Source organism: Cupriavidus sp. WKF15, from assembly GCF_029278605.1.
GTDB lineage: Bacteria > Pseudomonadota > Gammaproteobacteria > Burkholderiales > Burkholderiaceae > Cupriavidus.
This window is the reverse complement of the sequence record NZ_CP119572.1, coordinates 1,859,818-1,884,431: the sequence shown is the minus strand read 5'-3', so window position 1 is coordinate 1,884,431 and position 24,614 is coordinate 1,859,818. Positions and strand designations below refer to the sequence as shown.

27 protein-coding genes and 1 pseudogene are annotated in these 24,614 nt (G+C 66.9%); 16 read left to right on the top strand and 12 right to left on the bottom strand.

Features of this window, described 5'->3' with window-relative positions:
• The first annotated feature begins 68 nt into the window (after nt 1–68).
• The 5 genes from CupriaWKF_RS08775 (at nt 69) to CupriaWKF_RS08755 (ending at nt 4,530) form a co-directional block, all read left to right on the top strand.
• On the top strand, nt 69–914 hold the full coding sequence (locus CupriaWKF_RS08775) for a class II aldolase/adducin family protein (protein WP_276097534.1): 846 nt from the start codon (nt 69–71) through the stop codon (nt 912–914).
• A gap of 4 nt (nt 915–918) precedes the next feature.
• Nucleotides 919–1,731 (top strand): SDR family oxidoreductase, encoded by an 813-nt coding sequence (locus CupriaWKF_RS08770; protein WP_276097533.1) that lies wholly within the window; start codon nt 919–921, stop codon nt 1,729–1,731.
• 59 nt (nt 1,732–1,790) lie between these two features.
• Nucleotides 1,791–2,693, top strand: coding sequence for an SDR family oxidoreductase (locus tag CupriaWKF_RS08765; RefSeq protein WP_276097532.1), 903 nt, complete (start codon nt 1,791–1,793; stop codon nt 2,691–2,693).
• A 31-nt stretch (nt 2,694–2,724) separates the two neighbouring features.
• A complete protein-coding gene (locus CupriaWKF_RS08760) occupies nt 2,725–3,657 on the top strand; it encodes an alpha/beta hydrolase (protein WP_276097531.1) in 933 nt (310 codons plus the stop codon).
• A gap of 168 nt (nt 3,658–3,825) precedes the next feature.
• Nucleotides 3,826–4,530, top strand: coding sequence for an aspartate/glutamate racemase family protein (locus tag CupriaWKF_RS08755; protein WP_276097530.1), 705 nt, complete (start codon nt 3,826–3,828; stop codon nt 4,528–4,530).
• Nucleotides 4,531–4,536: 6 nt separating this feature from the next.
• Here CupriaWKF_RS08755 and CupriaWKF_RS08750 read toward each other — a convergent pair whose 3' ends face one another.
• Both CupriaWKF_RS08750 and CupriaWKF_RS08745 read right to left on the bottom strand, forming a co-directional pair.
• Nucleotides 4,537–5,058 carry an O-acetyl-ADP-ribose deacetylase gene (locus CupriaWKF_RS08750; protein ID WP_276097529.1) on the bottom strand — a complete coding sequence of 174 codons (522 nt, stop codon included), beginning with the start codon at nt 5,056–5,058 and terminating at the stop codon, nt 4,537–4,539.
• 53 nt (nt 5,059–5,111) lie between these two features.
• Nucleotides 5,112–6,260 carry an iron-containing alcohol dehydrogenase gene (locus CupriaWKF_RS08745; protein ID WP_276097528.1) on the bottom strand — a complete coding sequence of 383 codons (1,149 nt, stop codon included), beginning with the start codon at nt 6,258–6,260 and terminating at the stop codon, nt 5,112–5,114.
• Between the two features lie 274 nt (nt 6,261–6,534).
• Here CupriaWKF_RS08745 and CupriaWKF_RS08740 point away from each other — a divergent pair, with 274 nt between their 5' ends.
• The 3 genes from CupriaWKF_RS08740 to CupriaWKF_RS08730 all read left to right on the top strand — a co-directional run bounded on the left by CupriaWKF_RS08740 (nt 6,535) and on the right by CupriaWKF_RS08730 (nt 9,184).
• A complete protein-coding gene (locus tag CupriaWKF_RS08740) occupies nt 6,535–7,572 on the top strand; it encodes an alpha/beta hydrolase (RefSeq protein ID WP_276097527.1) in 1,038 nt (345 codons plus the stop codon).
• Nucleotides 7,573–7,650: 78 nt separating this feature from the next.
• Nucleotides 7,651–8,634 carry a tripartite tricarboxylate transporter substrate binding protein gene (locus CupriaWKF_RS08735; RefSeq protein ID WP_276097526.1) on the top strand — a complete coding sequence of 328 codons (984 nt, stop codon included), beginning with the start codon at nt 7,651–7,653 and terminating at the stop codon, nt 8,632–8,634.
• Nucleotides 8,635–8,746: 112 nt separating this feature from the next.
• A complete protein-coding gene (locus CupriaWKF_RS08730; RefSeq protein WP_276097525.1) occupies nt 8,747–9,184 on the top strand; it encodes a YbgC/FadM family acyl-CoA thioesterase in 438 nt (145 codons plus the stop codon).
• A 100-nt stretch (nt 9,185–9,284) separates the two neighbouring features.
• Here CupriaWKF_RS08730 and denD read toward each other — a convergent pair whose 3' ends face one another.
• The 7 genes and pseudogenes from denD to CupriaWKF_RS08695 form a co-directional block, all read right to left on the bottom strand.
• Nucleotides 9,285–10,259, bottom strand: coding sequence for a D-erythronate dehydrogenase (gene denD, locus CupriaWKF_RS08725; protein ID WP_276097524.1), 975 nt, complete (start codon nt 10,257–10,259; stop codon nt 9,285–9,287).
• Nucleotides 10,260–10,279: 20 nt separating this feature from the next.
• Nucleotides 10,280–11,062, bottom strand: coding sequence for a 2-oxo-tetronate isomerase (gene otnI, locus CupriaWKF_RS08720; RefSeq protein WP_276097523.1), 783 nt, complete (start codon nt 11,060–11,062; stop codon nt 10,280–10,282).
• A gap of 37 nt (nt 11,063–11,099) precedes the next feature.
• Nucleotides 11,100–12,419: an MFS transporter gene (locus CupriaWKF_RS08715; RefSeq protein ID WP_276100729.1), complete on the bottom strand. Its 1,320-nt coding sequence runs from the start codon at nt 12,417–12,419 to the stop codon at nt 11,100–11,102.
• A gap of 150 nt (nt 12,420–12,569) precedes the next feature.
• Nucleotides 12,570–13,223 carry an aldolase gene (locus tag CupriaWKF_RS08710; protein ID WP_276100620.1) on the bottom strand — a complete coding sequence of 218 codons (654 nt, stop codon included), beginning with the start codon at nt 13,221–13,223 and terminating at the stop codon, nt 12,570–12,572.
• Nucleotides 13,223–14,521 (bottom strand): 3-oxo-tetronate kinase, encoded by a 1,299-nt coding sequence (gene otnK, locus CupriaWKF_RS08705; RefSeq protein WP_276100619.1) that lies wholly within the window; start codon nt 14,519–14,521, stop codon nt 13,223–13,225. The genes CupriaWKF_RS08710 and otnK overlap by 1 nt, the downstream gene beginning before the upstream one ends.
• Nucleotides 14,522–14,534: 13 nt before the next feature.
• Nucleotides 14,535–15,426 (bottom strand): annotated as a pseudogene (gene ltnD, locus CupriaWKF_RS08700) (L-threonate dehydrogenase).
• A gap of 52 nt (nt 15,427–15,478) precedes the next feature.
• The gene (locus CupriaWKF_RS08695) at nt 15,479–16,216 is read right to left on the bottom strand and encodes a FadR/GntR family transcriptional regulator (protein WP_276100618.1); all 738 of its coding nucleotides are present in this window, start codon (nt 16,214–16,216) and stop codon (nt 15,479–15,481) included.
• A 198-nt stretch (nt 16,217–16,414) separates the two neighbouring features.
• Here CupriaWKF_RS08695 and CupriaWKF_RS08690 point away from each other — a divergent pair, with 198 nt between their 5' ends.
• Nucleotides 16,415–16,843, top strand: coding sequence for a GNAT family N-acetyltransferase (locus CupriaWKF_RS08690; protein ID WP_276100617.1), 429 nt, complete (start codon nt 16,415–16,417; stop codon nt 16,841–16,843).
• Here the strand turns inward: CupriaWKF_RS08690 and CupriaWKF_RS08685 are convergent, their stop codons facing one another.
• The 3 genes from CupriaWKF_RS08685 to CupriaWKF_RS08675 are packed head-to-tail and all read right to left on the bottom strand — an operon-like array spanning nt 16,844 to nt 19,040.
• Entirely contained in the window at nt 16,844–17,671 is an 828-nt protein-coding gene (locus CupriaWKF_RS08685; RefSeq protein ID WP_276100616.1) for an NRDE family protein, read from the bottom strand.
• A 45-nt stretch (nt 17,672–17,716) separates the two neighbouring features.
• Entirely contained in the window at nt 17,717–18,007 is a 291-nt protein-coding gene (locus tag CupriaWKF_RS08680) for a DUF4936 family protein (RefSeq protein ID WP_276100615.1), read from the bottom strand.
• Nucleotides 18,008–18,023: 16 nt separating this feature from the next.
• A complete protein-coding gene (locus tag CupriaWKF_RS08675; RefSeq protein WP_276100614.1) occupies nt 18,024–19,040 on the bottom strand; it encodes a folate-binding protein in 1,017 nt (338 codons plus the stop codon).
• 203 nt (nt 19,041–19,243) lie between these two features.
• On the opposite strand from CupriaWKF_RS08675, the gene mltG reads away from it, so the two are divergent.
• The 7 genes from mltG (at nt 19,244) to CupriaWKF_RS08640 (ending at nt 24,602) form a co-directional block, all read left to right on the top strand.
• Nucleotides 19,244–20,239 carry an endolytic transglycosylase MltG gene (gene mltG, locus CupriaWKF_RS08670; RefSeq protein ID WP_276100612.1) on the top strand — a complete coding sequence of 332 codons (996 nt, stop codon included), beginning with the start codon at nt 19,244–19,246 and terminating at the stop codon, nt 20,237–20,239.
• A gap of 6 nt (nt 20,240–20,245) precedes the next feature.
• Complete coding sequence (tmk, locus tag CupriaWKF_RS08665) at nt 20,246–20,857, top strand: dTMP kinase (protein ID WP_276100610.1); 612 nt, start codon at nt 20,246–20,248, stop codon at nt 20,855–20,857.
• An 83-nt stretch (nt 20,858–20,940) separates the two neighbouring features.
• On the top strand, nt 20,941–21,954 hold the full coding sequence (locus CupriaWKF_RS08660) for a DNA polymerase III subunit delta' (RefSeq protein ID WP_276100608.1): 1,014 nt from the start codon (nt 20,941–20,943) through the stop codon (nt 21,952–21,954).
• 96 nt (nt 21,955–22,050) lie between these two features.
• The gene (locus tag CupriaWKF_RS08655; RefSeq protein ID WP_276100607.1) at nt 22,051–22,446 is read left to right on the top strand and encodes a PilZ domain-containing protein; all 396 of its coding nucleotides are present in this window, start codon (nt 22,051–22,053) and stop codon (nt 22,444–22,446) included.
• Between the two features lie 200 nt (nt 22,447–22,646).
• Nucleotides 22,647–23,441, top strand: a complete 795-nt coding sequence (locus tag CupriaWKF_RS08650; RefSeq protein ID WP_276100605.1) for a TatD family hydrolase — start codon at nt 22,647–22,649, stop codon at nt 23,439–23,441.
• Nucleotides 23,434–24,177, top strand: coding sequence for an ankyrin repeat domain-containing protein (locus CupriaWKF_RS08645; protein WP_276100604.1), 744 nt, complete (start codon nt 23,434–23,436; stop codon nt 24,175–24,177). The genes CupriaWKF_RS08650 and CupriaWKF_RS08645 overlap by 8 nt, the downstream gene beginning before the upstream one ends.
• On the top strand, nt 24,177–24,602 hold the full coding sequence (locus CupriaWKF_RS08640; protein WP_276100602.1) for a YkvA family protein: 426 nt from the start codon (nt 24,177–24,179) through the stop codon (nt 24,600–24,602). The genes CupriaWKF_RS08645 and CupriaWKF_RS08640 overlap by 1 nt, the downstream gene beginning before the upstream one ends.
• Nucleotides 24,603–24,614 lie beyond the last annotated feature (12 nt).

The following is a 24,614-nucleotide window of genomic DNA, read 5'->3' as shown; positions in this document are numbered from 1 at the left end:
CGGCAAAGGTGCTGCCGGCCCTGGGCGGCCGGCGGGACTGCAGGGAATGACAACCACAGGAGACAGCCATGAACGCACCGCAAGCCCGGCCTGCGCCCGACGATGAGATCGGCGCCGGCCTGTCCGAAGAGGTCAAGGCCCGCTACCGCAACCTGCCGCGGCCGCCGCAGTTCGACACGCCCGCGCAGGAGCGCCTGCACCGCAAGCAGCGCCTGGCCGCGGCGTTCCGGCTGTTTTCCAAATTCGGTTTCGACGAGGGCGTGGCGGGACACATCACCGCGCGCGACCCGGAGTTCACTGACACCTTCTGGGTCAACCCGTTCGGCGTGCATTTCAGCCAGGTGAAGGTATCCAACCTGATCCGTTGCGACCATCACGGCAATGTGGTCGAAGGCGACTACCCGGTCAACGCGGCGGCGTTCGCGATTCATTCGCGCGTGCACCAGACTAGGCCCGACGCCGTGGCCGCGGCGCATTCGCACAGTACCTATGGCCGCGCCTGGTCCACGCTGGGCCGTCCGCTCGATCCGCTCACGCAGGACGTCTGCGCGTTCTACGACGATCACGCGGTCTATGACGACTTCGGCGGCGTGGTGGTGGAGTTGGACGAGGGCCAGCGCATCGCCAACGCGCTGGGGCCGAACAAGGCAGCCATCCTGCAGAACCACGGGCTGCTGACGGTGGGCAAGACCGTCGACGAGGCCGCATGGTGGTTCATCACGATGGAGCGTTCGTGCCAGGTGCAACTGCTGGCCGAGGCCGCCGCCGCGCGCACCAATGCGCCGCTCAAGGTCATCTCCGAGTCGGCCGCGCGCCAGGCCTATTCGATCGTTGGCACCGCGCAGGCAGGCTGGTTCCAGTTCCAGCCGCTGTATGCCCGCATCGTCAAAGAACAGCCTGACCTGCTGGACTGACACCATGACCCCGTATACCGGCAGGGTAGTGCTGATCACGGGTGCATCGGACGGCATCGGCGCAGAGCTGGCAATGCTGCTGGCACAGCAGGGCGCCAGGCTCGCGCTGGCAGCGCGCCGGCTGGAGTTGCTGCATGCGCTGGCGGGCCGCATCAAGGCCATGCACCCGCACGCCGAGGTCGCGGTGTGGCGTACCGATGTGTCCGACGAGTCGGCCTGCACACGGCTGATCGCGGACGTGGTCGCGCATTACGGCGGGCTGGACGCACTGGTCAATAACGCCGGCGTCTCCGCGCACGGCTATTTCGAGCAGGTGTCCGACTACGGCTACTACGAGACCGTCATGCGCGTGAACTACTTCGGCGCAATGTGGTGCACGCGCGCGGCGCTGCCGCACCTGCGCGCGCGCCGCGGCCTGATGGTGGCGGTGTCGAGCCTCGCCGGCAAGGTTGGCGTGCCCGGGCGCACGGCCTATTCGGCCAGCAAGTTTGCGCTGGCGGGCTTCTGCGAGGCGCTGCGTTGCGAGCTGTACGGCAGCGGCGTGGATGTTTGCGTGGTATTTCCCGGCGTGGTGGCGACGGATACGCGCATCAACGGCTTCGGTCCCGACGGCCGGGCGCTTGGCGAAAGCCGTTTGCGCGAGGACGGTGCCATGACCGCACAGGAGTGCGCGCGCCAGATGCTGTCCGCCATGACTGCGCGCAAGCGCGAACTGGTGATGACGGCGAAGGGCAAGCTGGGGCAGTGGATGAAGCTGCTGGCCCCTGCGATGGTGGATCGCATGGCGCTGAAGGCGTTGAAGCAGGCAGGCCGCTGAGCCGTTCGGCAGCGGCCGACCAGAACAGTAAGCAGTACACAACGAGAGGGGACAAGGACATGAAGCAATTCGAAGGCAGGGTAGCTGTCATCACGGGTGGCGCTTCGGGTTTTGGCAAGGAATTTGCGCGCACAGGCGCGGCGCTCGGCATGAAGCTGGTGCTTGCGGATGTGCAGCAGGATGCGCTGGACGCCGCCGTGGCGGAACTCAGGGCGCAGGGTGCCGATGTGATCGGCGTGCGCACCGACGTATCGCGCGGCGAGCAGGTGCAGGCGCTCGCCGATGCGGCGATGGAACGCTTCGGGCAGGTCAACGTGCTGTTCAACAACGCGGGCGTCGGCGCGGGCGGCCTGTTGTGGGAGAACTCGCTGAAGGACTGGGAGTGGGTGCTTGGCGTGAACCTGTACGGCGTGATCCATGGCGTGCGCATCTTCACGCCGCTGATGCTGGCCGCTGCCGAAAAGGATCCGGACTACCAGGCGCACATCGTCAATACCGCGTCGATGGCTGGCCTGCTCAGCCCGCCGGCCATGGGCGTGTACAACGTTTCCAAGCACGCCGTGGTGACGCTGACCGAAACGCTTTACCAGGACCTCGGGCTGGTCACGGAACAGGTGCGCTGCTCGGTGCTGTGTCCGTACTTCGTGCCGACGGGGATCAACCAGTCGCAGCGCAACCGTCCCGCAGACCTCGCCAACGATGCGCCGCCGACGCGTTCGCAGATGGTGTCGCAGGCGCTGACGGACAAGGCGGTCAGTTCCGGCAAGGTCACGGCCGAAGACGTGGCGCGAAAAACCTTCGATGCCATCCGCGAGGAAAGCTTCTATATTTATTCGCACCCGCAGGCCCTCGCACCCGTGCAGCAACGCTTTGAGGACATCATCGGCCAGCGCAATCCGGGCGATCCGTTCGCGGACAAGCCCGAGGTGCGCGCCGGCCTGGTTGCCGCGCTGCGCGGCTGACGCAACGCAACAATCCAGACGAGGCCCGCGCATGGAGAACGCCATGACTGCCCCCGCCGTGATCCGCCATCTGCAGTTTGCCAGCCTGCCCAACGGCACGCGCCTGCACTATGCCAGCGCCGGGGAGCGCGGCAAACCGCTGATGCTGTTCGTGCATGGATTCCCGGAGTTCTGGTTCGAATGGGAAGCCCAGCTCGCCGAATTCGGCCACACCCACTTTGCGGTGGCGCCGGACCTGCGCGGCTTCAACCTGTCGAGCAAGCCGGAGGCGGTAGAGGCTTACCGCCCGCGCCATATCGTCGAGGACCTGGTGCAATTCATCGCCGCGCTCGGCTACGAACGCTGCATCGTCGTGGCCCACGACTGGGGCGGGGCGATCTGCTGGAACCTGGCCATCCAGTTCCCGCAAGTGGTCGAGCAACTGGTGATCATCAATTCCCCGCATCCGTACGTGTTCGCCAAGGCCTTGGCCACCGATCCGCAGCAGCAGGAGGCATCGGCCTACATGAACTGGCTGCGCCGGCCAGGTTCGGAGGAAGTCCTCGCTGCCAACGATTTCGCGATGCTCGAGAAGATGCTGACGGCCGGCGGCGAACAGCCCGCGCCGTGGTTCAGCGGCGAGACGCGCGAGAAGTACCTGGCGGCGTGGGCCCAGCCCGGCGAGGGCGCGTCGCATTCGCTGTCGGGGGGCGTCAACTACTACCGTGCTTCGCCGATGCACCCGCCCGGCCCGGGAGAGCCGCCGCCGGACATTTCCCGGCTCGATCCGGCGGCTTTCGTGGTGCGCGTGCCAACCTTCGTGATCTGGGGCGAGAAGGACCGCGCGCTGCCGAAGTCCCTGCTCGACGGGCTCGGCCAGTTCGTGCCGGACTTGCGGCTGGAGCGCATTCCGGACGGCACGCACTGGGTGGTGCATGAGCAGCCCGAGCTGGTCAACCGGCTGATACGCGGCGCTCTGAAGTAGGCTGGGCACCGGTTTGCCGCGCGGGCGGGGTGGTCAACGGGCCGTAACTGGCAGGGTTGCCCGCGCGGAAACTGTCCCTGTCGGCCGCTTGGTCCGGGTGATAGATTGCCGCGAATACAACGCGCAAATCCCCTTGCGCAATTCCCTTTGCGCAACACGGAGCAGGCAATGAAGACCATCGGGCTGATCGGCGGCATGAGCTGGGAATCGTCCGCGGAGTACTATCGGCTCATCAACCAGGGCATGAAAGCGCGCCTGGGCGGCCATCGCAATGCGCGCAGCGTGATGGCCACGGTGTGCTTCGAGCAGATCAAGACGCTGCAGCACGACGGCCGCTGGGACGAGCTGGGCGTGCTGATGCAGCAGGCGGCCCGGCAGGTGCAGGCCGGTGGCGCCGATTTCGTGCTGCTGTGTACCAACACCATGCACCGCGTGGCCCCGGCGATCGAAGCGGCGCTGTCGGTGCCGTTCGTCCATATCGTCGATCCGACCGCGCTGGCGCTGCGTGAAGCGGGCATTGGCCGCGTCGCGCTGCTCGGCACGCGCTTTACGATGGAGCAGGATTTCTACCGCGGCCGGATGCAGGACCGCCACGGCATCGAGACGCTGGTGCCGGACGAGGCCGATCGCGCCATCGTGCACGACATCATCTATGACGAACTGTGCCATGGGGTGATTCGCGACGCCGCGCGCACGGAGTTCCGGCGCATCATCGGCGAACTCGGGACGCGCGGCGCGCAGGGCGTGATCCTCGGCTGCACCGAGATCACGTTGCTGGTCGGCCCGCAGGACAGCGTGCTGCCGGTCTTCGATACCACCGCGCTGCATGCGCAGGCCGCGGTGGCAATGGCTGATGACGGCGTGGCCCCGTAGACGCCGTCAGGACAGGCGTTCGCGGTACAGCTTGTAGTTCTCGTCGTCGAAGCAGACGAAGGTCACCTGCTCGATGCCAGGCGCCGCCGCCAGCGCGTCGCGCACGGCCTTGATGGCAATATCGGCCGCACGTTCCCGCGGAAAGCCGTAGATGCCGGTGCTGATATTGGGAAAGGCCAGCGTGCGCAGATGGTGCTCGGCGGCCAGCCGGATGCTGTTGCGGTAGGCGCTGGCCAGCTGTGCGTCTTCGTCCTTGCCGCCGCCATGCCAGACCGGGCCGACCGCGTGGATCACGTATGGCGCGGGCAGCAGCCCGCCGGTGGTGATCACCGCTTCGCCGGTGGGGCAGCCGCCCTGCGCGTCGCGGATGGCCTTGCATGCCGCCATGATCGCGGGTCCGCCGGCGCCGTGGATGGCGCCGTCCACGCCGCCGCCGCCCAGCAGCCCGCTGTTGGCCGCGTTGACGACAGCATCGACCTCCATCCGGGTAATGTCGCCATGCACAACCTGCAAATGTTCACCAGTCATTCGCTGTCTCCCGCAGTGGATGAGTGCCCCGGGCCGGCCAAGGCCAGGCTGGCCTACATGGACGCCTCAAGCATACGCCGATAATCCTCCGCGCTGGCCTCTTTCGGATTGGTCTTGTGGCAGTGGTCGAGCAGGGCGCCCGCGATTACCTTGTCGAACATGGCCTCGGTCACGCCCATCTGGCGCAGGCCGGTGGGCAGTCCCAGCCGCGCGGTCATGTCGTGCACGGCCTGGGCGATGTCGGCGCCTTCCGGCAGGTGCATGGCGCGGCGCAGGCACGCATAGCGGTCGTCGCGCACCACGGTCGGCGCGTCGGCATTGAAGCGCAGCACGGCGGGCATGACCACCGCGTTGAGCGTGCCATGGTGCAGGCCGGTCTTGCCGTCGATCTTCAGGCCGCCAAGCGGGTGCGACAGCGAATGCACGCAGCCCAGGCCCTTCTGGAACGCCATGGCCCCCTGCATGGAGGCGCTCATCATGTTGAGCCGCGCATCGCGGTCCTGGCCATCGCGGGTGGCGCGCTCGATATGCATCCAGCCTCGCTCCAGTCCGTCCAGCGCAATGCCGTCGGCGGGCGGGTTGAAGGCGGGGGCCAGGAAGGTCTCGATGCAATGGGCAATGGCGTCCATGCCGGTCGCGGCGGTCAGGCCAGCGGGCAGGCCCAGCGTGAGTTCGGGGTCGCAAATGGCCGACTTCGGCAGCAGGTGCCAGGAATGGAAGCCCAGCTTGCGCCCGTCGTCGAGGATGATGATGGCGCCGCGCGCCACCTCGCTGCCGGTGCCTGATGTAGTAGGCACGGCGATCAGCGGCGCGGCGCGCTCCGTGATCTTCGTGCTGCCGCCTTCGATGGTGGCGTAGGTTGTCAGCTCGCCCGGGTGCGTGGCGAGAATCGCGATGCCCTTGGCCAGGTCGATCGACGAGCCCCCGCCGACCGCGACCAGGCCGTCGCAGCCGGCGTCGCGGTATTGCTGCGCGGCCTTGCGCACCATGGCCTCGGTGGGGTTGGACGGGGTCTCGTCAAACACGGCCACCGGCAGGTCTTGCATCGCGTCGATCGCGCGCTGGGCCACGCCCGCCGCGACCACGCCCTTGTCCGTCACCAGCAGCGGCCGGCGGATGCCGATGCGCTCACATTCGGCCTTGAGCATGTTCACCGCGCCGAAATCAAGATGGATGTGGGTGAGATAGTAGATAAAGGCCATGGTTAGCTGTCTCCTGCGGCGATTCGCCGCGAATTTTGCTTTTTGGGAATCACTGGCAAAGCAGAACGGATAGGGCGATCATCGCCCAGAATTGCCTGCCGTGCTCATGCATGGGGGTTATCTCGTAATGCCTGCTTCCTGAAACACTGGCATGATACTGAAATCGAACGATCGTTCACAATTCGAACTTCCCCCGATGCCTGGGGAAGCCACGAACATTTCCGCGGATGCCGGCCAGGCGGCCGCCAGGGCTGTATCGAATCCAGTGTCTGCCATGTCCGCCGTACCGTCCGCATCGTCTGTGTCGTCCGACTCACCCGCCAGCCACGCTGTTCCCGGCATGCCGACGGTGCCGCTCGACCCGCAGGTGGCCGCGTTGCTGGATCTGATCGCGCGCGCCAAGCGGCCACCGATCCACGTGATGGACGTTGAGGACGCCAAGATCGCGTACGAGAAGAGCGCGCCCATCCTCGATATCTCGCCGCCAGCGGTGCACGCGGTGGAAGACCTCCATATCTGCGCGCGCGACGGCCATGGCATTCCAGTACGCCTGTATTCGCCGCGCGAGGCCAGTTGGGCCGAGCCGCTGCCATTGCTCGTGTATTTCCATGGCGGCGGATTCACCGTGGGCAGCGTGAATTCGCACGATGCGGTGTGCCGGATGCTGGCGTCGCGTGCCGATTGCATGGTGCTGTCCGTCGACTATCGCCTCGGACCGCAATGGCGCTTCCCGACCGCGGCCAATGATGCATTCGACGTGCTGCACTGGGCCTTCGAAGAGGCGGCCCGCCTCGGCGCGGACCCGCAGCGCATCGCGCTGGGCGGGGACAGCGCCGGCGGCACGCTGGCCACGGCCTGCGCGGTGCACGCGCGCGACGGCGGCCTGGCACCGGTGCTGCAATTGCTGATCTATCCGGGCACCTGCGCACGGCAGGACACGCCTTCGCACCGGGCTTTGGCAGAGGGCTACCTGCTGACCGCGGACATGATCCAGTGGTTCTTCTCGCACTACCTGGACCAGGAAACCAGCCGCGACGACTGGCGCTTTGCCCCGCTCGACGGCGCAGTCACCGGCGCCGATGTGCGCGGCTGCTGTCCCGCGTGGATCGCCGTGGCCGGCTACGACCCGCTGCATGACGAGGGCGTGGCCTATGCGGAGAAATTGCGCGCGGCCGGTGTGACTGTCACGCTGGCCGACTATGCCGGCATGATCCACGACTTCTTCAAGATGGGCCGCTTCGTGCCCGCCGTGGCGCAGGCGCATGCCGACGCCGTGGCGGCGCTCCGGGCCGCATTCTGCACCGGTCAATAACAAGCGTCGGGCCGCGGCACGCCGCACCCGATCCCGATAATTTTCAGCAGTGACTCGCAGCACAAGGAGACATCGTAAATGCAACGCCGCCAATTCATCGCCCGCGCCGGCCTCGCCGCCGCCACCGCCGCGCTTGGCTTCGCCGCCATGCCCGCGCAAGCGCAGGCAGAGAAATTCCCGCAACGTCCGATCCGCCTGGTCATCGGTTACACCGCAGGCGGCTCCACGGATATCCCGTTCCGCGTGCTGGCCGAAAACGCGTCGAAGATCCTCGGCCAGCCCGTCATCGTCGAGAACAAGCCGGGCGCCGGCGGCGTGCTGCCGGCCCAGATGATGCAATCGACTGCGCCTGACGGCTACACGCTCGCGCAGGTGGCCATGCCGGTCTATCGCCTGCCGTACACCACCAAGATCAACTGGGACCCGGTCAAGGACCTGAGCTATATCATCAACCTGGCCGGCTACTCGTTCGGGCTGGTCGTGCCGGCGGATTCGCCGATCAAGACCATGCAGGACTACATCGCCTACGCCAAGGCGAATCCCGGCAAGCTGACCTACGGTTCGCCGGGCACCATGACCACGCTGCACCTGACCATGGAAGAACTGGCGATGAAGCAGGGCGTGCAGTTCTCGCACATCCCGTACAAGGGCAACTCGGAATCGATGCAGGCGCTGCTGGGCGGCCATGTGATGTCGGTGGCCGACACGCCCGCGTGGGCGCCGTACGTGGAATCGGGCAAGCTGCGCCTGCTGTCGACGTGGGGCGACAAGCGCTCGGCGCGCTTCCCGAACGTGCCGACGCTCAAGGAACTGGGCATGGGCATCGTGCAGACTTCGCCGTTCGGCCTGGTGGCGCCGAAGGGCACCGACCCGAAGATCGTGCAGAAGCTGCATGACGCGTTCAAGAAGGCCATGGAAATGCCGAACTACCGCGAATCGCTGGCCAAGTTCGACATGGAGCCGTACTACATGAGCAGCACCCAGTACGCCCAGTTCGCCGCCGATACGGTGAAGAAGGAAAAGGCCATCATCGAGAAGCTGGGCCTGGCCAAGACGCAGTAAATCCGCAGGCGTTTCCGTTTCCCTGCGCCACGGCTCATGCCACCATCCCGCTGGCAACAGGCGGGTGGCGGCCTGATGCCATGTGGAACCCCGTTCGAAGGAGACAAGCCAGATGGCAAAAGAAGATTTCCGCCACAGCATGCCGCTGCGCGTGCGCTGGGCCGAAGTCGATCCGCAGTCGATCGTTTTCAATGCGCACTACCTGACCTATTGCGATATCTGCGTGACCGAGTACTGGCGCGATGCCGGCATCCGTTATCCGGAGGACGTGCTGCACGCACATGGCGTCGATATCTTCGTGGTCAAGTCAACGCTGGAGTATCACGCCTCGGCGCGCTTTGACGATGTGCTCGATATCCGCGGCCGCATGGCGCGGATGGGGCGGTCGAGCATGCTGTTCAGGGTGGAGATGTACCGCGGGGACGAGCACCTGATTACGGGTGAGATCGTCTATGTGTGCGCGGATCCGGAGTCGCGCAAATCGGCGCCGATTCCAGGGCCGGTGAGGGAGATTATCGAGGGGTATGAGGTGGTGAAGCCGGCGGCGTGAGCCGCCCATACTTCAAGTCCTGCTTGTTTGCTCCCTCTCCCGCGTTAGGGAGAGGGGCCAGTCCCCGCAAGAGAGGACAGCAGCAGCGAAGCCGTACCGCTTACTTCGCTACCCCCGCATCCTCCATATACGCGCGAATCACGTCATCGAAACTCGCGTCGCTCTGGAACCCCAGCGACAGCGCGCGCTCCGCGTTCCACGCGGCCGGCCACGTGCCGACAATCTTCTCGATGCGTTCCTCGCGGTGCCACGTGACACGGTCGGCCACCGCATCGCCGGCCACGCGGCGCAGCGCCTGCACCATGCCCGCGGCCGTCACCGACAGGCCCGGCAGGTTCACCACGCGGCGGTTGCCCAGCCGCTCGCCCTCCAGTTCGATACCGTTGACAAGCGCCGTCACGGCCGCGCGCGGCGACAGCAGCCACAGCGGCGTCTCGGGCGCGACCGGGCAGTTGGCTTGCACGCCCGCCAGCGGTTCGCGGATGACGCCGCTGGCGAACGACGAGGCCGCGGCATTGGGCTTGCCCGGCCGCACGCTGATGGTCGGCAGGCGCAGCACGCGCCCGTCGACAAAGCCGCGCCGGCTGTAGTCGGACAGCAGCAGTTCGCCGATGGCCTTCTGCACGCCGTAGGACGACTGCGGATTCAGTGCCGTATCGTCTTGCACCACGGGCGGCAGTTCGCCGCCATAGACCGCGACCGAGCTGGTGAACAGCACGCGCGGCTGATGGCCGAGTGCGCGGCAGGTTTCCAGCAGCGCGCGCGAAGCGTCGAGGTTGACGCGCATGCCAAGCTCGAAGTCGGCTTCGGCCTGGCCCGAGACCACGGCGGCCAGGTGGAAGATGGCGCCGGTATCGGCATCGATGGCTTGCGCAAGGACGGCGGGGTCCGACAGGTCGCCGGTCACCACGCGCACGCGCGCATCATCGAGGCCTTGCGGCGCTACCACGTCGAGCAGCGTCAGGCGGTCGAAGGCGACCGCGCGGCCGTCCAGTTGCAGGGTGCCGCGCCGCAGCAGCAGGCGCGCCAGTTGCAGGCCGAGGAAGCCGGCGCCGCCGGTAATCAGTACGTTCATGGCAGTGCTTCTCTGTGGGTTCAACGCTTCAGGTACGGCTGGATCCAGCCCAGGCCGGCCGAAGTGCCGGCGCGCGGGCGGTATTCGCAACCGATCCAGCCCTGGTAGCCCAGCTGGTCGATCACGTCGAACAGGTAGGGATAGTTCAGTTCGCCAATGTCCGGTTCGTGGCGCTCAGGCACGCCGGCGACCTGGATATGGCCGATGCCGGCGAAGTCGCGCTCGAGCTTCTTCGTGACGTCGCCTTCGACGATCTGGCAGTGATAGCAGTCGAACTGGACCTTCAGGTTGGCCGCGCCGATTTCCTTGCAGATGGCCTGGCCGTCGTCCTGCCGGTTCAGGAAATATCCGGGCATGTCGCGCGGGTTGATCGGCTCGACCAGCACGGTGATGCCTTGCGCCGCGGCGGCACTGGCCGCATGCGCCAGGTTCTCCAGGTAGGTGGCGCGGCAGCGCGCACGGTCGGCGTCGGCCGGGACCAGGCCGGCCATCACGTGGATGCGGTCATTGCCGATCACGCTGGCATATTCCATTGCGCGGCCGAAGGCGGTGCGGAACTCGGCCTCGCGGCCGGGCAGGGCGGCAATGCCGCGTTCGCCTGCGGCCCAGTCGCCCGGCGGCGCATTGAACAGCGCCTGCACGAGGCCATTGGCATCGAGACGCGCGCGCAGTTCGGCGGCCGGGTGCTCGTACGGGAACAGGTACTCCACTGCCTGGAAGCCGTCCGCCGCGGCGGCGGCGAAGCGGTCCAGGAAGTCGTGTTCCGTGTACATCATCGAAAGGTTGGCGGCAAAACGCGGCATGGTGGGTTTCCGGTTATCAGTCTTGAATGCGGTCCGCTCAGCGGTTGACCAGCTTGGCCGGCGTCAGCCACACGAGCACGGCGCCGACGACCAGGATCGCCGACAGCACGTACATCGGCAACTGCGTGCTGTGCGTCATGTCCTTGAGCGCACCGACCATATACGGCGACACGAAGCCGGCCAGGTTGCCCACCGAGTTGACCACCGCGATGCCCGACGCGGCAGCGATGCCCGACAGGAACGAGGTCGGCAGCGACCAGAACAGCGGCGCGCAGGTCAGCACCCCGGCGGCGGCCAGCGACAGCGCGGCGATGGCCACGGTCGTATTGTCGGTAAACGAGGCCGCAATCGCAAAGCCCGCGGCACCCATCAGCGCTGGCACGATCAGGTGCCAGCGGCGCTCGCGGCGCGCGTCCGCGCTGTGGCCGAGGATGTTCATCACGACAATCGCGCACAGGAACGGAATCGCCGACAGCAGGCCGATATTGAAGTTGCCGGTAACGCCGCTGGCCTTGACCAGGGTGGGCATCCAGAACGTCAGCGCGTACTGGCCCGTGACGAAGCAGAAGTAGATCAGGCACATCCACCAGACGCGGCTGTCGCTGAACACGGCGCCGAGCGAATGGCCATGCGACTTGCCAGCGGCAGCACCGGCGTGACGCTGGTCTTCCGCAACGTTCTGCTTGAGCACGCGCTTCTCGTCGGCATCGAGCCACGGCGCCTTGTCGATGCCGTCGCGGAGCACGAACACGGTGACCACCCCGATCAGCAGCGCCGGCAGCGCTTCGATCACGAACATCCATTGCCAGCCGCGCAGGCCGTGGGTGTCGTTGAACATGTCCATGATCAAGCCCGACAGCGGGTTGCCGAACATGCCGGCCACCGGAATGCCCGACATGAACAGCGCGATCATCTTCGCGCGGCGGTTGGCCGGGTACCAGTAGGTCAGGTACAGGATCACGCCCGGGTAGAAGCCCGCTTCGGCCAGGCCGAGCAGGAAGCGCATCACGTAGAACTGGGTCGGCGTCTGCACGAACATGAACAGCGCCGAAATGATGCCCCACGTGATCATGATGCGCGCAATCCAGATGCGCGCGCCGAGCTTGTGCATCAGCAGGTTGCTGGGCACCTCGAACAGGAAGTAGCCGATGAAGAACAGGCCGGCGCCAAGGCCGAACACGGTCTCGGAGAAGGCCAGGTCCTGGGCCATCTGCAGCTTGGCGAAGCCGACGTTGACGCGATCGAGATACGCGATCACGTAGCACAGCATCAGGAACGGCATGATGCGCCAGAACACCTTGTTATAGGCGCGTTTCTCGATCTGGGCGTCGACGTCGAGCCGGGCGTTGCCGCCCAGGCTGTCGTAGGCGGGCACGCTGGCCGCGGGTTGGTTCGGGGTCACGGTGGTCTCCGGTCGGGTTTCGGGGGCGCGAGTGTTCTCCGCGGCTGCCTGGCAGCAGTCGCATCCGGGTCGCGTCGGTATCAGTGGGTTGCTATTTTTGGGGTACTACCAGCGGGCCTGGAAAGTGTCCCGCAGTTCTGCCAGTGCGCTTTCGCCGAGCGCGGCGCGGGCGGCAAAGCCCGGCGCATCCTTCATCATCATCCAGAGCTTCGCGGTTTCCTCCAGCTCCTCGAGCGCGAAGGCCGCGCGCGAGACGCTGGACTCCCACACCACGGGGCCCAGGCGCTCCAGCATCACGCCGCGCACTTGGTTGGCGAGCGTGGCAACACGCGCCGCCACGGCCGGATCGCCGGGGCGGTGGTACGGAATCATCGGGACATGGCCGACCTTCATCACGTAGTAAGGCGTGAGAGGGGGCACGATATCGTCGTTCTGCCACACGCCGGCCAGCGTCAGCGCCACGAGGTGCGTCGAGTGCGTGTGCACCACGGCGTTCGCCTCGCGGTTGTTGTCATAGATGGCACGGTGCAGCGTCAGGGTCTTCGACGGCCTGTCGCCCGAGACCCAGTTGCCGTCGCCGGACACCTTGGCCACGGCGGCCGGATCCATCATGCCGAGGCAGGCATCGGTCGGCGTGATCAGCCAGCCGTCATCGAGCCGCGCGCTGATATTGCCGGCCGAGCCGACCGTATAGCCGCGCTGGTAGAGACTCGCGCCGATACGGCAGATCTCTTCGCGCAGCTTGCTCTCCTGGCTCATCACTGGCCTCCGAGTTGTGCGAGGGCTTCGGCGAAGAAATCCTCGCCGCCGAAGTTGCCCGATTTCAATGCCAGCGCGAGCGGTTGCGCATCGAGCGTGACGGTGGCGGGTACGCCTGGCGCGATCTGCGCGCCGATGCGCAGTGCGCGCACGCCGAGCGCCTGCACCACCGCGCCCGAGGTCTCGCCGCCGGCCACGACGAAGCGCCGCGTGCCGCATGCAAGCAGTCCGGCAGCGATACCGGCCAGTGCCTGCTCGACCAGATGGCCCGCGCGCTCCACGCCAAGTTCGGCCTGCACGGCCTTGACCTCGTCGGGACTGCTGGTGGCGTAGATCAGCACCGGCTCATCGTGGCTGGCGGAAAAGGCGAGCGCCGCATCCACCACGGCCTCGCCGCGTGCCAGCGCCAGCGGATCGATGCGCAGCGCGGGGCGGCCTTGCGAAAGCCAGCGAGCCACCTGGCCGTTCGTCGCGCGCGAAGCACTGCCGGCCAGCACCACGCCGTGGCCATCGATGCGAGGCACCGACGCGGCGTCGCTGCGCTGCGGCAGCAGACCCGCGCGACGGAAGTTTTCCGGCAGGCCCAGCGCGATGCCCGACCCGCCGGTAATCAGCGGCAGGTTCGCACAGGCTTCGCCGAGCGTGAACAGGTCGGCATCGGATGCGGCGTCGGCAATCGCGATGCGTACACCATCGGCGCGCAGCGCGCCGATGCGCTCGGCTGCGGCGGCGGTACCGCGCGCGACGGCGTCATAACGCAGCAGGCCGACCTTGCCCTGGCTTTGCCGCTGCAGCACGCGCACGAGGTTGGCGTCGGTCATCGGCGTGAGCGGATGGTGCTCCATGCCCGATTCGTTCAGCAGCACGTCGCCGACGAACAGGTGGCCGCGGAAAATGGTGCGGCCATTCTCGGGGAAGGCCGGGCACGCGATCGTGAAGTCGCTGTCGAGCGCCGCCAGCAGCGCTTCGGCGACGGGGCCGATATTGCCGGCCTCGGTCGAATCGAAGGTCGAGCAGTACTTGAAGACGAACTGCCGGCACCCCTGCGCGCGCAGCCACGCGAGCGCGGCCAGCGATTGCGCCACGGCATCGGCGGCGGGAATGGTGCGCGACTTGAGCGCGACCACGATGGCATCGGCGTGGCCGACGTCCTGCACGGCAGCCGTGTCCGGAACACCGATGGTCTGCACGGTGCGCATGCCGTTGCGCACCAGCGTGTTGGCCAGGTCGGTGGCGCCGGTGAAGTCATCGGCGATGCAGCCCAGCAGCGGGCGGTTTTGCGCTTGGATTGCGGTCATGATGCGGAGCGTCTTACTCGGCTTTGGTCGGCAACTCGATGCCGGGGAAGATCTTGATCACGGCGGCATCGTCCTCGCCGCCATGGCCGGCGGTGGAGGCCATCATGAACATCTGGTGCGCGGCCGCGGACAGCGGCAGCGGGAATTTGCTGGTGCGCGCGGTGTCGAGCACCATGCCAAGGTCCTTGACGAAGATATCGACCGCCGACAGTGGCGTGTAGTCGCCGGACAGGATATGCGGCACGCGGTTCTCGAACATCCACGAGTTGCCGGCGCTGTGCGTGATCACGTCATACAGCGCATTCGGGTCCACGCCTTCGCGCAGGCCCAGCGCCATGGCTTCGGCCGCGGCGGCGATATGCACGCCGGCCAGCAGCTGGTTGATGATCTTGACCTTGGAGCCGGCGCCGTGGCTGTTGCCCAGGCGGTAGACCTTGCCCGAGATCGCGGCCAGCACGTCTTCGGCGAGCGAGTAGGCTTCGGCGGGGCCGGAGGTCATCATGGTCATCTCGCCGCTGGCGGCGCGCGCGGCGCCGCCGGACACCGGGGCATCGAGCATCAGGATGCCTTGCTCGCCAAGACGGCGGCCCAGGGCTTCGGCAAAGGCGGGCGGCACCGTCGCGCTCGCGACGACGAGCGTGCCCGGACGCATCGTGGTGGCGGCCGTCCGTGCCGAACAGCACGGCCTCGGTCTGCTGCGCATTGACCACGAGCGTGATCACCACGTCGCAGCGGCTGCCGAGTTCGGCAGGGCTCGCGCACGGCACGCCGCCGGCATCGGCAAAGCGCTGCAGCACGTCGGGCCGCAGGTCGCAGGCATGCACGTTGAAGCCGGCACGCAGCAGCGACTGCGCGACACCATTGCCCATGGCGCCAAGGCCGATCACGCCGATATTCCGGGACATAGAAAACTCCTGATGCGGGTAAGACAGGTCAATCAATGAGGGCGGAGCCGGTTCAGTTCGGCGTGCCGGAGCGCTCGTCGTCCGCTTCGTCCTGGCCGAGCTGGGCCAGGCGGCGGGCGGCGTTGTACATGTGGTTCTGCGCGGCATTGCGCGCGGCCAGCGCATCGCCGGCGCGGATGGCAGCCACGATGGCCTGGTGTTCCTCGCGCACCTGGCGCGTGAAGTCTGCGCGGCGCGCCTCGTTGGTTCGCGTCACGCGCGTGGCGGCTTCGAGGTACTGGCTCAGGAATTCCAGCGTCTTGAGGAAATACGGGTTGCCCGTGGCTGCGGCAATGGCGCGGTGGAACGCCACGTCGGCGGCGACACCATCGCCGCCTGCGGCGACCTCCGCGTCCAGCCCGGCCAGCGCTGCGTCGATGGCAGCCATGGTGGCGTCGGTGCGGCGGCGCGCGGCCCGGGCCGCGACTTCGGCCTCGATGGCGCGGCGCAGTTCGACGATCTGCAGCACGGAATCCAGCGTGCCGGTGTCGGTGTAGTCGATCCGCAGCGGGCGGATGCCGGCCTGCTCGGTCACGAACACGCCGCTGCCCTGGCGCGATTCGACCACGCCTTCATACTTGAGCCGGGAGATCGCTTCGCGGATCACCGTGCGGCTGACGCCGAATTCTTCGGACAGCACGGCTTCGGTGGGCAGCTTGTCGCCGCGCGAGAAGGCGCCGCTCTGGATCTTCTCCAGCAGTTGTTCGGCGACGTTGTCGGTCAGGGCTCGGGCCGGGACTTTTTGGAACACGGTCTTATCGGGGTCATCGGGTAGTCAGGTCATCATACAAATTTCATGGAAATCTGTTAGTGCAGGTAAACCCTTATATGGTGCAGTCCGCACAAGCCTGGTGCTCCCGATAGGGGGTGGATTGTGGCGTATCATGGCGGCCGCAAGCCCGCTTGCGGTTCGATCGACTGCTTATCCCGTCATTTCCCACGCATTGCCATGCCAGTTACCGTCCTGATTTGTCCCTGGTCCGAGGCGCGCGAACGCGCCCGAGCCATCCGCTATACCGTGTTCGTCGAAGAGCAGGGCGTGCCGGTCGAGCTGGAGTGGGATGAATGGGACGAACCGAGCTGGCACGCGCTGGCACTGGCCGAGGACGGCACGCCGGTCGCCACCGGACGCCTGCTGCCAGACGGGCATATCGGCCGCATGGCGGTGCTCGGTTCGGTTCGTGGCACCGGGGTCGGCGCGCTGGTGCTGGATGCGCTGATGAAGAAGGCGGCGGAACTGGGCTTCCCGGAACTCGTGCTCAACGCGCAGACGCATGCCGCGCCGTTCTATGCGCGCGTGGGATTCGCGCAGGTCGGGGACGAATTCGAGGAAGCCGGCATCCCGCACGTGGAGATGCGCAAGCGCCTGGGCGCCTGATCAGCGCGGCGCCGGTACCGTGCCGGTGTCGCGGGCCAGGTTCAGCTTGCCGCGGTAGGAGACCTCGCCGGTCTGGCCGTTCGCATCGAAGCTTCGTTCACTGAAGTCGAAACGCCCGTCGTGGCGCACGCGCAGCACCGTGCTCGCACGCGTGCCGTAGTTGGGCGAACGGATGAATGCGGACGACAGCAGCTTTTCCCACTCGGGCGAAACGCCGGTCGAAGGCAGTTCGAAATCGGCGGCCTGGCGCTCGTCCGCCAGCATTTGCAGGTAGGGCGCGGCGCTGGCGTTGGCATGGCCGGTGTCGGCCGCCAGCACCTCCGCGAGCGCGCCGACCCGGCTGCGCACCTTGGGCCACGGCGTGTCTAGCAGGGCGTTGGACAGCCCGTACAGTCCCGGCCGCAGACGCTCCGGCTGGCGCGAAGCCGACCGGTTGCTGTACCACCAGAGTTCCCGCAGGTCGCTGGCCAGCAGGTTGAAGCCGTTGTAGCAGCCATCCGCGCCGGTCAGCGCGCCAAGGTAGTCGGCCGGCGCCTGGTGGCCGCGCAGGAAGCCTGCCACCAGTTCGCCGCGCGAGCGGGCATCGGTACGCTTTTCCGACGGGGCGCGGTAGTTTGTCAGCGCGGCAAAGCGGCCTTCACCGGCCACGCCCATCCACGTGCCGGGCTCGCCGATGACATCCGCCAGGTCGCGGCCTGCCAGCACCTGGGCGGCATCCTGCCACCAGTGCGCCGGCGCCGCCGGGCGGACATAGAATTCGTCGCGATTGCCGGCCACCACCAGGGCATAGTCCGGGTGCGATTGCCAGGCAACCAGGATCAGGCACATTGCTTTGCTTCCTTGACTACGTTTCCACGTTTGCTGCGGCCGGTTCTACAGCAGGTCCAGGTCGATGAAGTGCTCGACCTGGCGTTCGCCTTCCACCCACTGTTCCAGTCCGCTCTGACGCCACAGACCAGCCAGTGTGGCGTCGAAGGCGGGCGGTACATCGGCGTAGCATTCCATCCATGTCTGCACGCCGGCACGGGTTTCGGGCCTGCGCATGAGCGTACCACCAATTCCGGTCGCCTCGGCAACCGTCTCCATCCAGCGGTGCCAGTGCGGCAGCGCTTCGGCCGCTGCCGCCTCCGGCACGCGGAAATAGACGAAGAGATGATCGCTCATGGCGGCGTCCTGTGGGTCAGCCGGCGGCCTGGGCAGCCTCCGACAAGGGTACTTCGTAAGGGAGACGGCCCAGCGTCAGCGCGGCGCCTTGCGCGCTGTCCAGATGCAGGGCCGCCGCGGCGGCATCGATCTTCAGTTCGGCCAGGCCCGCCCAGCCGCCCTGGGGCGCCGCAGCGGCATTGACGATCATGCCGCAAGGCTGCTGCGGGTCTTCCGGACGGAAGATCTCCGCGGCGGGCGTCGGGACGGCACCGTCGCCCTGAACCAGCCACATGCGTCGCTTGAGGGTGCCGCGGTACTGGCTGCGGGCCACGATTTCCTGGCCCGGGTAGCAGCCTTTGCGGAAATTGACGCCGCCAACCAGCTCGAAATTGACCATCTGCGGCACGAACTGCTCTTGCGTCGCCGCGACGATGCGCGGGATGCCGGACTGGACTTCGAGCCAGTCCCAGAATGCTGCATCGGCCAGGGCCAGCTCGCCCGCCAGCGCTTCTCGGATCTCGCCGGCGCGCCCGGCCGGCAGCAGCAGCTGCCAGCGCGGCTGGCCAGCTGCGTCCGGCAGGCGGATGACGGTGATGCCGTCGGCGCCGTCGGCGTCGAATACGGCCTCGGGCGCGGCCAGTCCGGCCCTGGCCAGAGCCTGTGCGGCCTGCGGTCCGGCGACGCCGAGCACGGCCACGGCCGGGGTGAGATCGCTGAGCTTCGCCTTGGCGCGCAGCACGAACATGCTCAGGCGCTTCTGCAGCGCGGGGAGGATGTCGGCTGACAGTTGCAGCACGATGCCCTCGGCATCGCGCCACATCAGGAAGCTGGCCTGCAGCCGGCCCTTCGGCGAGCAGTATCCGGCCAGGCGCGCGGTGCCGGGAGCCAGGTCCTCGACCGCGTTGGTCAGTTGGGTGTGCAGGAAGGTGGCGGCGTCGTCGCCTGCCACGCGGATCCAGCCAAGCCCGGCCGGCGCGCAGACGACGCCATGGTTCTGCAGGGCGTCAAGGCTGGCGGCGAGTTGCGGGGCTGGGGTGTTCATTTCAGGCATTCCGTTCAGCGTTTGGGTGCAAATTGGGTGCGTTTGGCAGGTGCGCGCCGCGCATCACAGGACGGGTTGAGACCCGTCGCGTCGTGGCGGCGCAAGGCTCCCGGTATTATATGGGGCTGCCGGCATTTCAGCCGGCGCCGGCGGCGCGCGGCGGGCAGGATCATCACCCGCCGCATGGGCGCCGCCGAGACTGAACGGATTTCATGACTCGTCTTTTCCTCCGCCTGGTAATCGTTGTCCTGGTACTTGCCGCAGCTGCCGCCGGCGCATTTGCATGGTGGGCCAACCAGCCGTTGGGGCTATCCTCATCGCCTGTCGAAGTTGTCATCAAGCCGAATTCGGGCGTTGGCAGTGTCGGCCGCCAGTTGCAGCGCGGCGGCGTGCGCATGGACCCGCGCCTGTTTCAGCTACTGGTCAGGCTGACCGGGCATGGTCCGGACCTGAAGGCCGGCGGCTACACCTTCGAGACGGGCATCACGCCGCTCGGCGTGGTCGGCAAGCTCGCGCGCGGCGAGGTCACGCACTACGTCGTCACCGTGATCGAAGGCTGGGAATTCCGCAAGATGCGCGCGGCCGTGGATGCCAGCCCGGCGCTGCGCCATGACACGCAGGGCATGTCCGATGCCGAGTTGATGAAGGCGATCGGTGCCACGGAGGCCGCGCCGGAAGGGCTGTTCTTCCCCGACACCTACCTGTTCGCGCGCGGCAGCAGCGATATCGAGCTGTATCGTCATGCCTACAAGGCCATGCAGCGGCGCCTGAACGAAGCCTGGAACGCGCGCGCCGCGGACCTGCCGTACAAGACCCCGTACGAGGCGCTGGTCATGGCGTCGATCGTGGAAAAGGAAACCGGCCAGGGCGCCGAGCGCCCGATGATCGCCGCGGTGTTCGTCAACCGGCTGCGCAAGAACATGCTGCTGCAGACCGATCCGACCGTGATCTACGGTATTGGCGAGCACTTCGACGGCAACCTGCGCAAGCGCGACCTGCAGACCGACACCCCGTACAATACGTACACCCGCACTGGCCTGCCGCCCACGCCGATCGCGCTGCCGGGCCTGGCCTCGCTGGCGGCCGCCACCGCGCCGGCACCGTCCGACGCGCTGTATTTCGTGGCGCGGGGCGACGGCACCAGCCATTTCTCCAACACGCTTCCCGAACACAACCGCGCGGTCGACCAGTACCAGCGCGGCAAATAGGCATCCATGCGCGGAAAATTCATTACCTTCGAAGGCATCGACGGTGCCGGCAAGAGCACCCATATCGACTGGGTGGCGGCGCGCCTGCGCGAGCGCGAGGACATTGGCGCCGTGGTCACCACGCGTGAGCCCGGCGGTACGCCGCTGGGCGAAGACCTGCGCCAGATCCTGCTGCATCGGAAGATGCACCTGGAAACCGAGGCGCTGCTGATGTTCGCGGCGCGCCGCGAGCATATCGCCGAGGTCATCGAACCGGCGCTCGCGCGCGGCGACTGGGTCATCTCCGACCGCTTCACCGACGCCACCTTTGCCTACCAGGGCGGCGGCAGGGGCCTGGCCACGGCGCGGCTCGAAGCGCTGGAGGACTGGGTGCAGGGGGGCCTGCAGCCGGACCTGACGCTGCTGTTCGACGTGCCGCTGGAGACCGCCAGCGAACGCCTGGCGGGCGCGCGCGCGCCGGACAAGTTCGAGGCCGAATCGCGCGCGTTTTTCGAACGCACCCGTGCCGAGTATCTGCGCCGTGCCGCGCAGGCACCCCGGCGTTTTCGCGTGATCGACGCCACGCACAGCATTGAGGAGATTCGTGCCGAGCTTGAGAAAATCATTTCAACGCTTTGATTTTGAAGCTTTATATTGATTGATAATATTGCCATCGCTATCAAGATGGCACTTGAGCTTTCACGGCTAACTGACTGATTCGCATGCTCTATCCCTGGCAAACGGAAGACTGGCAACGGCTTGGCGCGCTGCGCGAGCGGCTGCCCCATGCGCTGCTGATCCACGGTCAGCAAGGAACCGGCAAGCGGGACCTGGCGCTGCATTTCGCGCAGGGACTGCTGTGCGAATCGCCGCGGCCCGATGGCCAGCCGTGCGGCCAGTGCGCGGCCTGCCACTGGTTCAGCCAGGGCAACCACCCGGACTTCAGCGTGGTGCGCCCTGAAGCGCTGGAGGCTTCGGGCGAAGTCGAAACCGATGACAGCGGCAAGAAGAAGGCGCCCAGCAAGATCATCCGCATGGAGCAGGTGCGGGCGCTGATCGAGGCGGTCGGCGTCGGTACGCACCGGGCCGGATTGCGGGTGGTGGTGGTCTATCCGCTCGATGCGCTGCAGGTGGAAGGCGCCAACGCGCTGCTGAAGACCCTGGAGGAGCCGCCGCCATCGACGGTGTTCCTGCTGGTCACCGACCGGCTGGACCGGATCCTGCCGACCATCCTGTCGCGCTGCCGCCAGTTTTCGACGCAGCGCCCGACGCCCGATGCGGCGCTCGCGTGGCTCAAGAGCCAGGGCGTGGCGGACGCGGAAGCCCAGCTGGCACTGGCCGGCGGCTCGCCGCTGACCGCGCTGCATGCCGCCGAAGCCGAGGAGCAGCCGCTGCAACGCTGGCTGGTCGGACAGCTCGGCGCCGCGGCGGAATTCGACGCCTCTGCGGCGGCGGAACAACTGCAAAAGCTGCCGGTGCCCGCCGTGCTTGGCATCCTCCAGCGCTGGACGTACGATCTGCTGAAATGTCGGCTTGATGCCTCCGGCGATGCCACGCCGCGCTACTTTCCGAAGGAGCGCGCGGTGCTGGCGCGTTGCGCCGGGGCCTCCAGCGCCCATCGGCTGCAGGCGTTCGCCGCGCGCATCAATGCGCACCGGCGCAGCGAGAACCATCCTCTCGCACCCAGGCTGGTGATGGAATCCGTGTTTCTCGAGTACCGGCAACTGTTCCACTGACAGCGCCGGCGCAGCAGGCAGGGCCCGGCAATCGCCGGGATGCAGGTCCACAACACCTATAAAGCAAAGCCGTAGCAGGTCAAAAAAGGGTCAGCCATGAGTACAGATGTCGCAACCATACCGGCGCGGGCGGCCGGTACCACGGGCGGAGCGCCGTCGCGGCCGAACGTGTTGTCCTTGTCGATCAAGGACCAGGCCGGGCTCCATGCCGCCTACATGCCGTTTCTGGCACGCGGCGGTATTTTTGTGCCTTCGAACCGGCCGTTCCGGCTGGGCGAGCAAGTGTTCCTGGTCCTGTCGCTGCTGGACCGGCCGCAGAAGTACCAGGTTGCTGGCCATGTTGCGTGGATCACGCCGCCGGGCACGCCAATGAAGACGCCAGGTGTGGGCGTGCATTTTCCAGATGACGACACCGGCCGCAACCTGCGGCGCGCCGTCGAGGAAATCCTGGGCAAGCAGCTGGAATCCGGGCGGCCCACGCAAACTTTATGATGTATATGAAGATTGCTTTGTAATTTCTTGTTTTTATTGAATTTTGTCCGATGATGCCGGCGACGTGCCCGGCACTGTCGCTTGCCACCGCAGCACGCTCGCGTCGCGCGCGGTGACGGCCAATACGGCGCGGTTGTCCGCAGCGTCCCGCCAGGCAGGCTGATTTTTGGCGCCTGGGCCGCAGTACTGAGGTTTCCCCCATGTTTGTAGATTCACACTGCCATATCGATTTTCCCGAACTGGCCGCGCGCCTGCCGCAGTTGCTCGACAATATGCGCGCCAACCAGGTGTCGCACGCGCTCTGCATCTCGGTGACGCTGGAAGACTTTCCGCGCGTGCTGGCGCTGGCCGAGCAGCATCCGAACCTGTACGCCTCGGTGGGCGTGCACCCGGACTACGAAGAGGGCGAGGAGCCCACGCTGGAGCGCCTGCTCGAACTCTCCGCGCACCCGCGCGTGGTCGGTACCGGCGAAACGGGGCTGGACTACTACCGCCTGAACGGCCGCAGCATCGCCGACATGGAGTGGCAGCGCGAGCGTTTCCGCACGCATATCCGCGCCGCACGCCAGACCGGCAAGCCGCTGATCATCCATACCCGTTCATCGGCGGACGACACGCTGCGCGTGATGCGCGAAGAGAATGCGCGCGAGGCCGGCGGCGTGATGCACTGCTTCACGGAAACCTGGGACGTTGCGAAACAGGCGCTGGACGAGGGTTTTCACATCTCGTTTTCGGGGATCGTCACGTTCAAGAGTGCGGCGGATTTGCAGGAAACGGCGCGCAAGGTGCCGCTGGACCGCATGCTGATCGAGACGGACTCGCCGTACCTGGCCCCTGTGCCGTACCGAGGCAAGACCAACGAGCCGGCCTGGGTGCGCCACGTGGGCGAGTTCATTGCCCAGCTGCGCGGCATTCCGGTGGAACAGCTCGCGGCCCAGACTACCGACAATTTCTTCAAGCTTTTCAAGCACATCAACAGGGAAGCTCATGTTTGACGTGAAATCTATCCGGGCACTGTCCGGGGCGGTGCTGCTCGGGTGCGCCGCGCTGGCCTGGGCCGCGCCGGCCGACGACATGCGCAAGGCCGTGGAATTCGACGACGCGCGCACCGTGCAGAAGCTGCTGGCGCGCGGCGTCGATCCCAATATCGTCGATGGCCGCGGCGACCCGGTGCTGGTCGTGGCACTGCGGGAGAAGTCGCTGAAGGCCGCCACCGCGCTGATCAAGGCCAAGGACATCGACTTCGACAAGGCCAACCCCGCCGGCGAAACCCCGCTGATGATGGCCGCACTGCAGGGCGAGCTCGACATGGTCAAGCTGATGGTTGAAGACATGGAGGCCGAGGTCAACAAGACCGGCTGGACGCCGCTGCACTATGCGTCCACGACCGGCCACAACGACGTCGTCAAGTACCTGGTCGACCACGCCGCCTACATTGACGCCGAAAGCCCGAACGGCACCACGCCGCTGATGATGGCTGCGCGTGGCGGCCATATCGAGACCGTGAAGCTGCTGCTCGACGAAGGCGCGGACATGCGCCTGAAGAACCAGCAGGGCATGACGGTGATCGATTTTGCCGAACGCTATAACCAGGCCGAGATCGCGAACGGCCTGAAATCGCGCTGGCAGAAGCTGTATCCGCAGGTGCCTATCGTTGCCGCGCCGCCGCTGAAAGCGCCGGTGGCGCAGCCCGGGGGCCAGCCGATCAAGGCGCCCGCCAGCGGCAAGTAATGCCCGCGAACGGTACCGGTACGCGAACCGAGGTGGTGCCGCTGAGCCAGCGCCTGCGGCAGTGGGCGCGCAGCCTCAAGTCGAACCTCGTGATGCTGTGGTTTTGCAGCCGCCATCCGGGCACGCCGCTGGCCGCACGGCTGCTGGCGGTGCTGGTGGTGGCCTATGCGTTCAGCCCGATCGACCTGATTCCGGATTTCATCCCGGTGCTGGGCTTTGTCGATGATGTCCTGCTGGTGCCGCTTGGCATCTGGCTGGCCTTGCAGCTGGTGCCCGCCGCCGTGAAGACAGATTGCCGCGCGCAGGCCGACGCCTGGCAAGCGTCGAAACGCCAGCGCCCGCGCAACCTGTGGGCGGCCGCGGCGATCATGCTGGTCTGGGTGCTGCTGGCGTGGCTGGGCTGGCGCTGGTGGTCGGGCCGCTGAATGAGGCCCGGC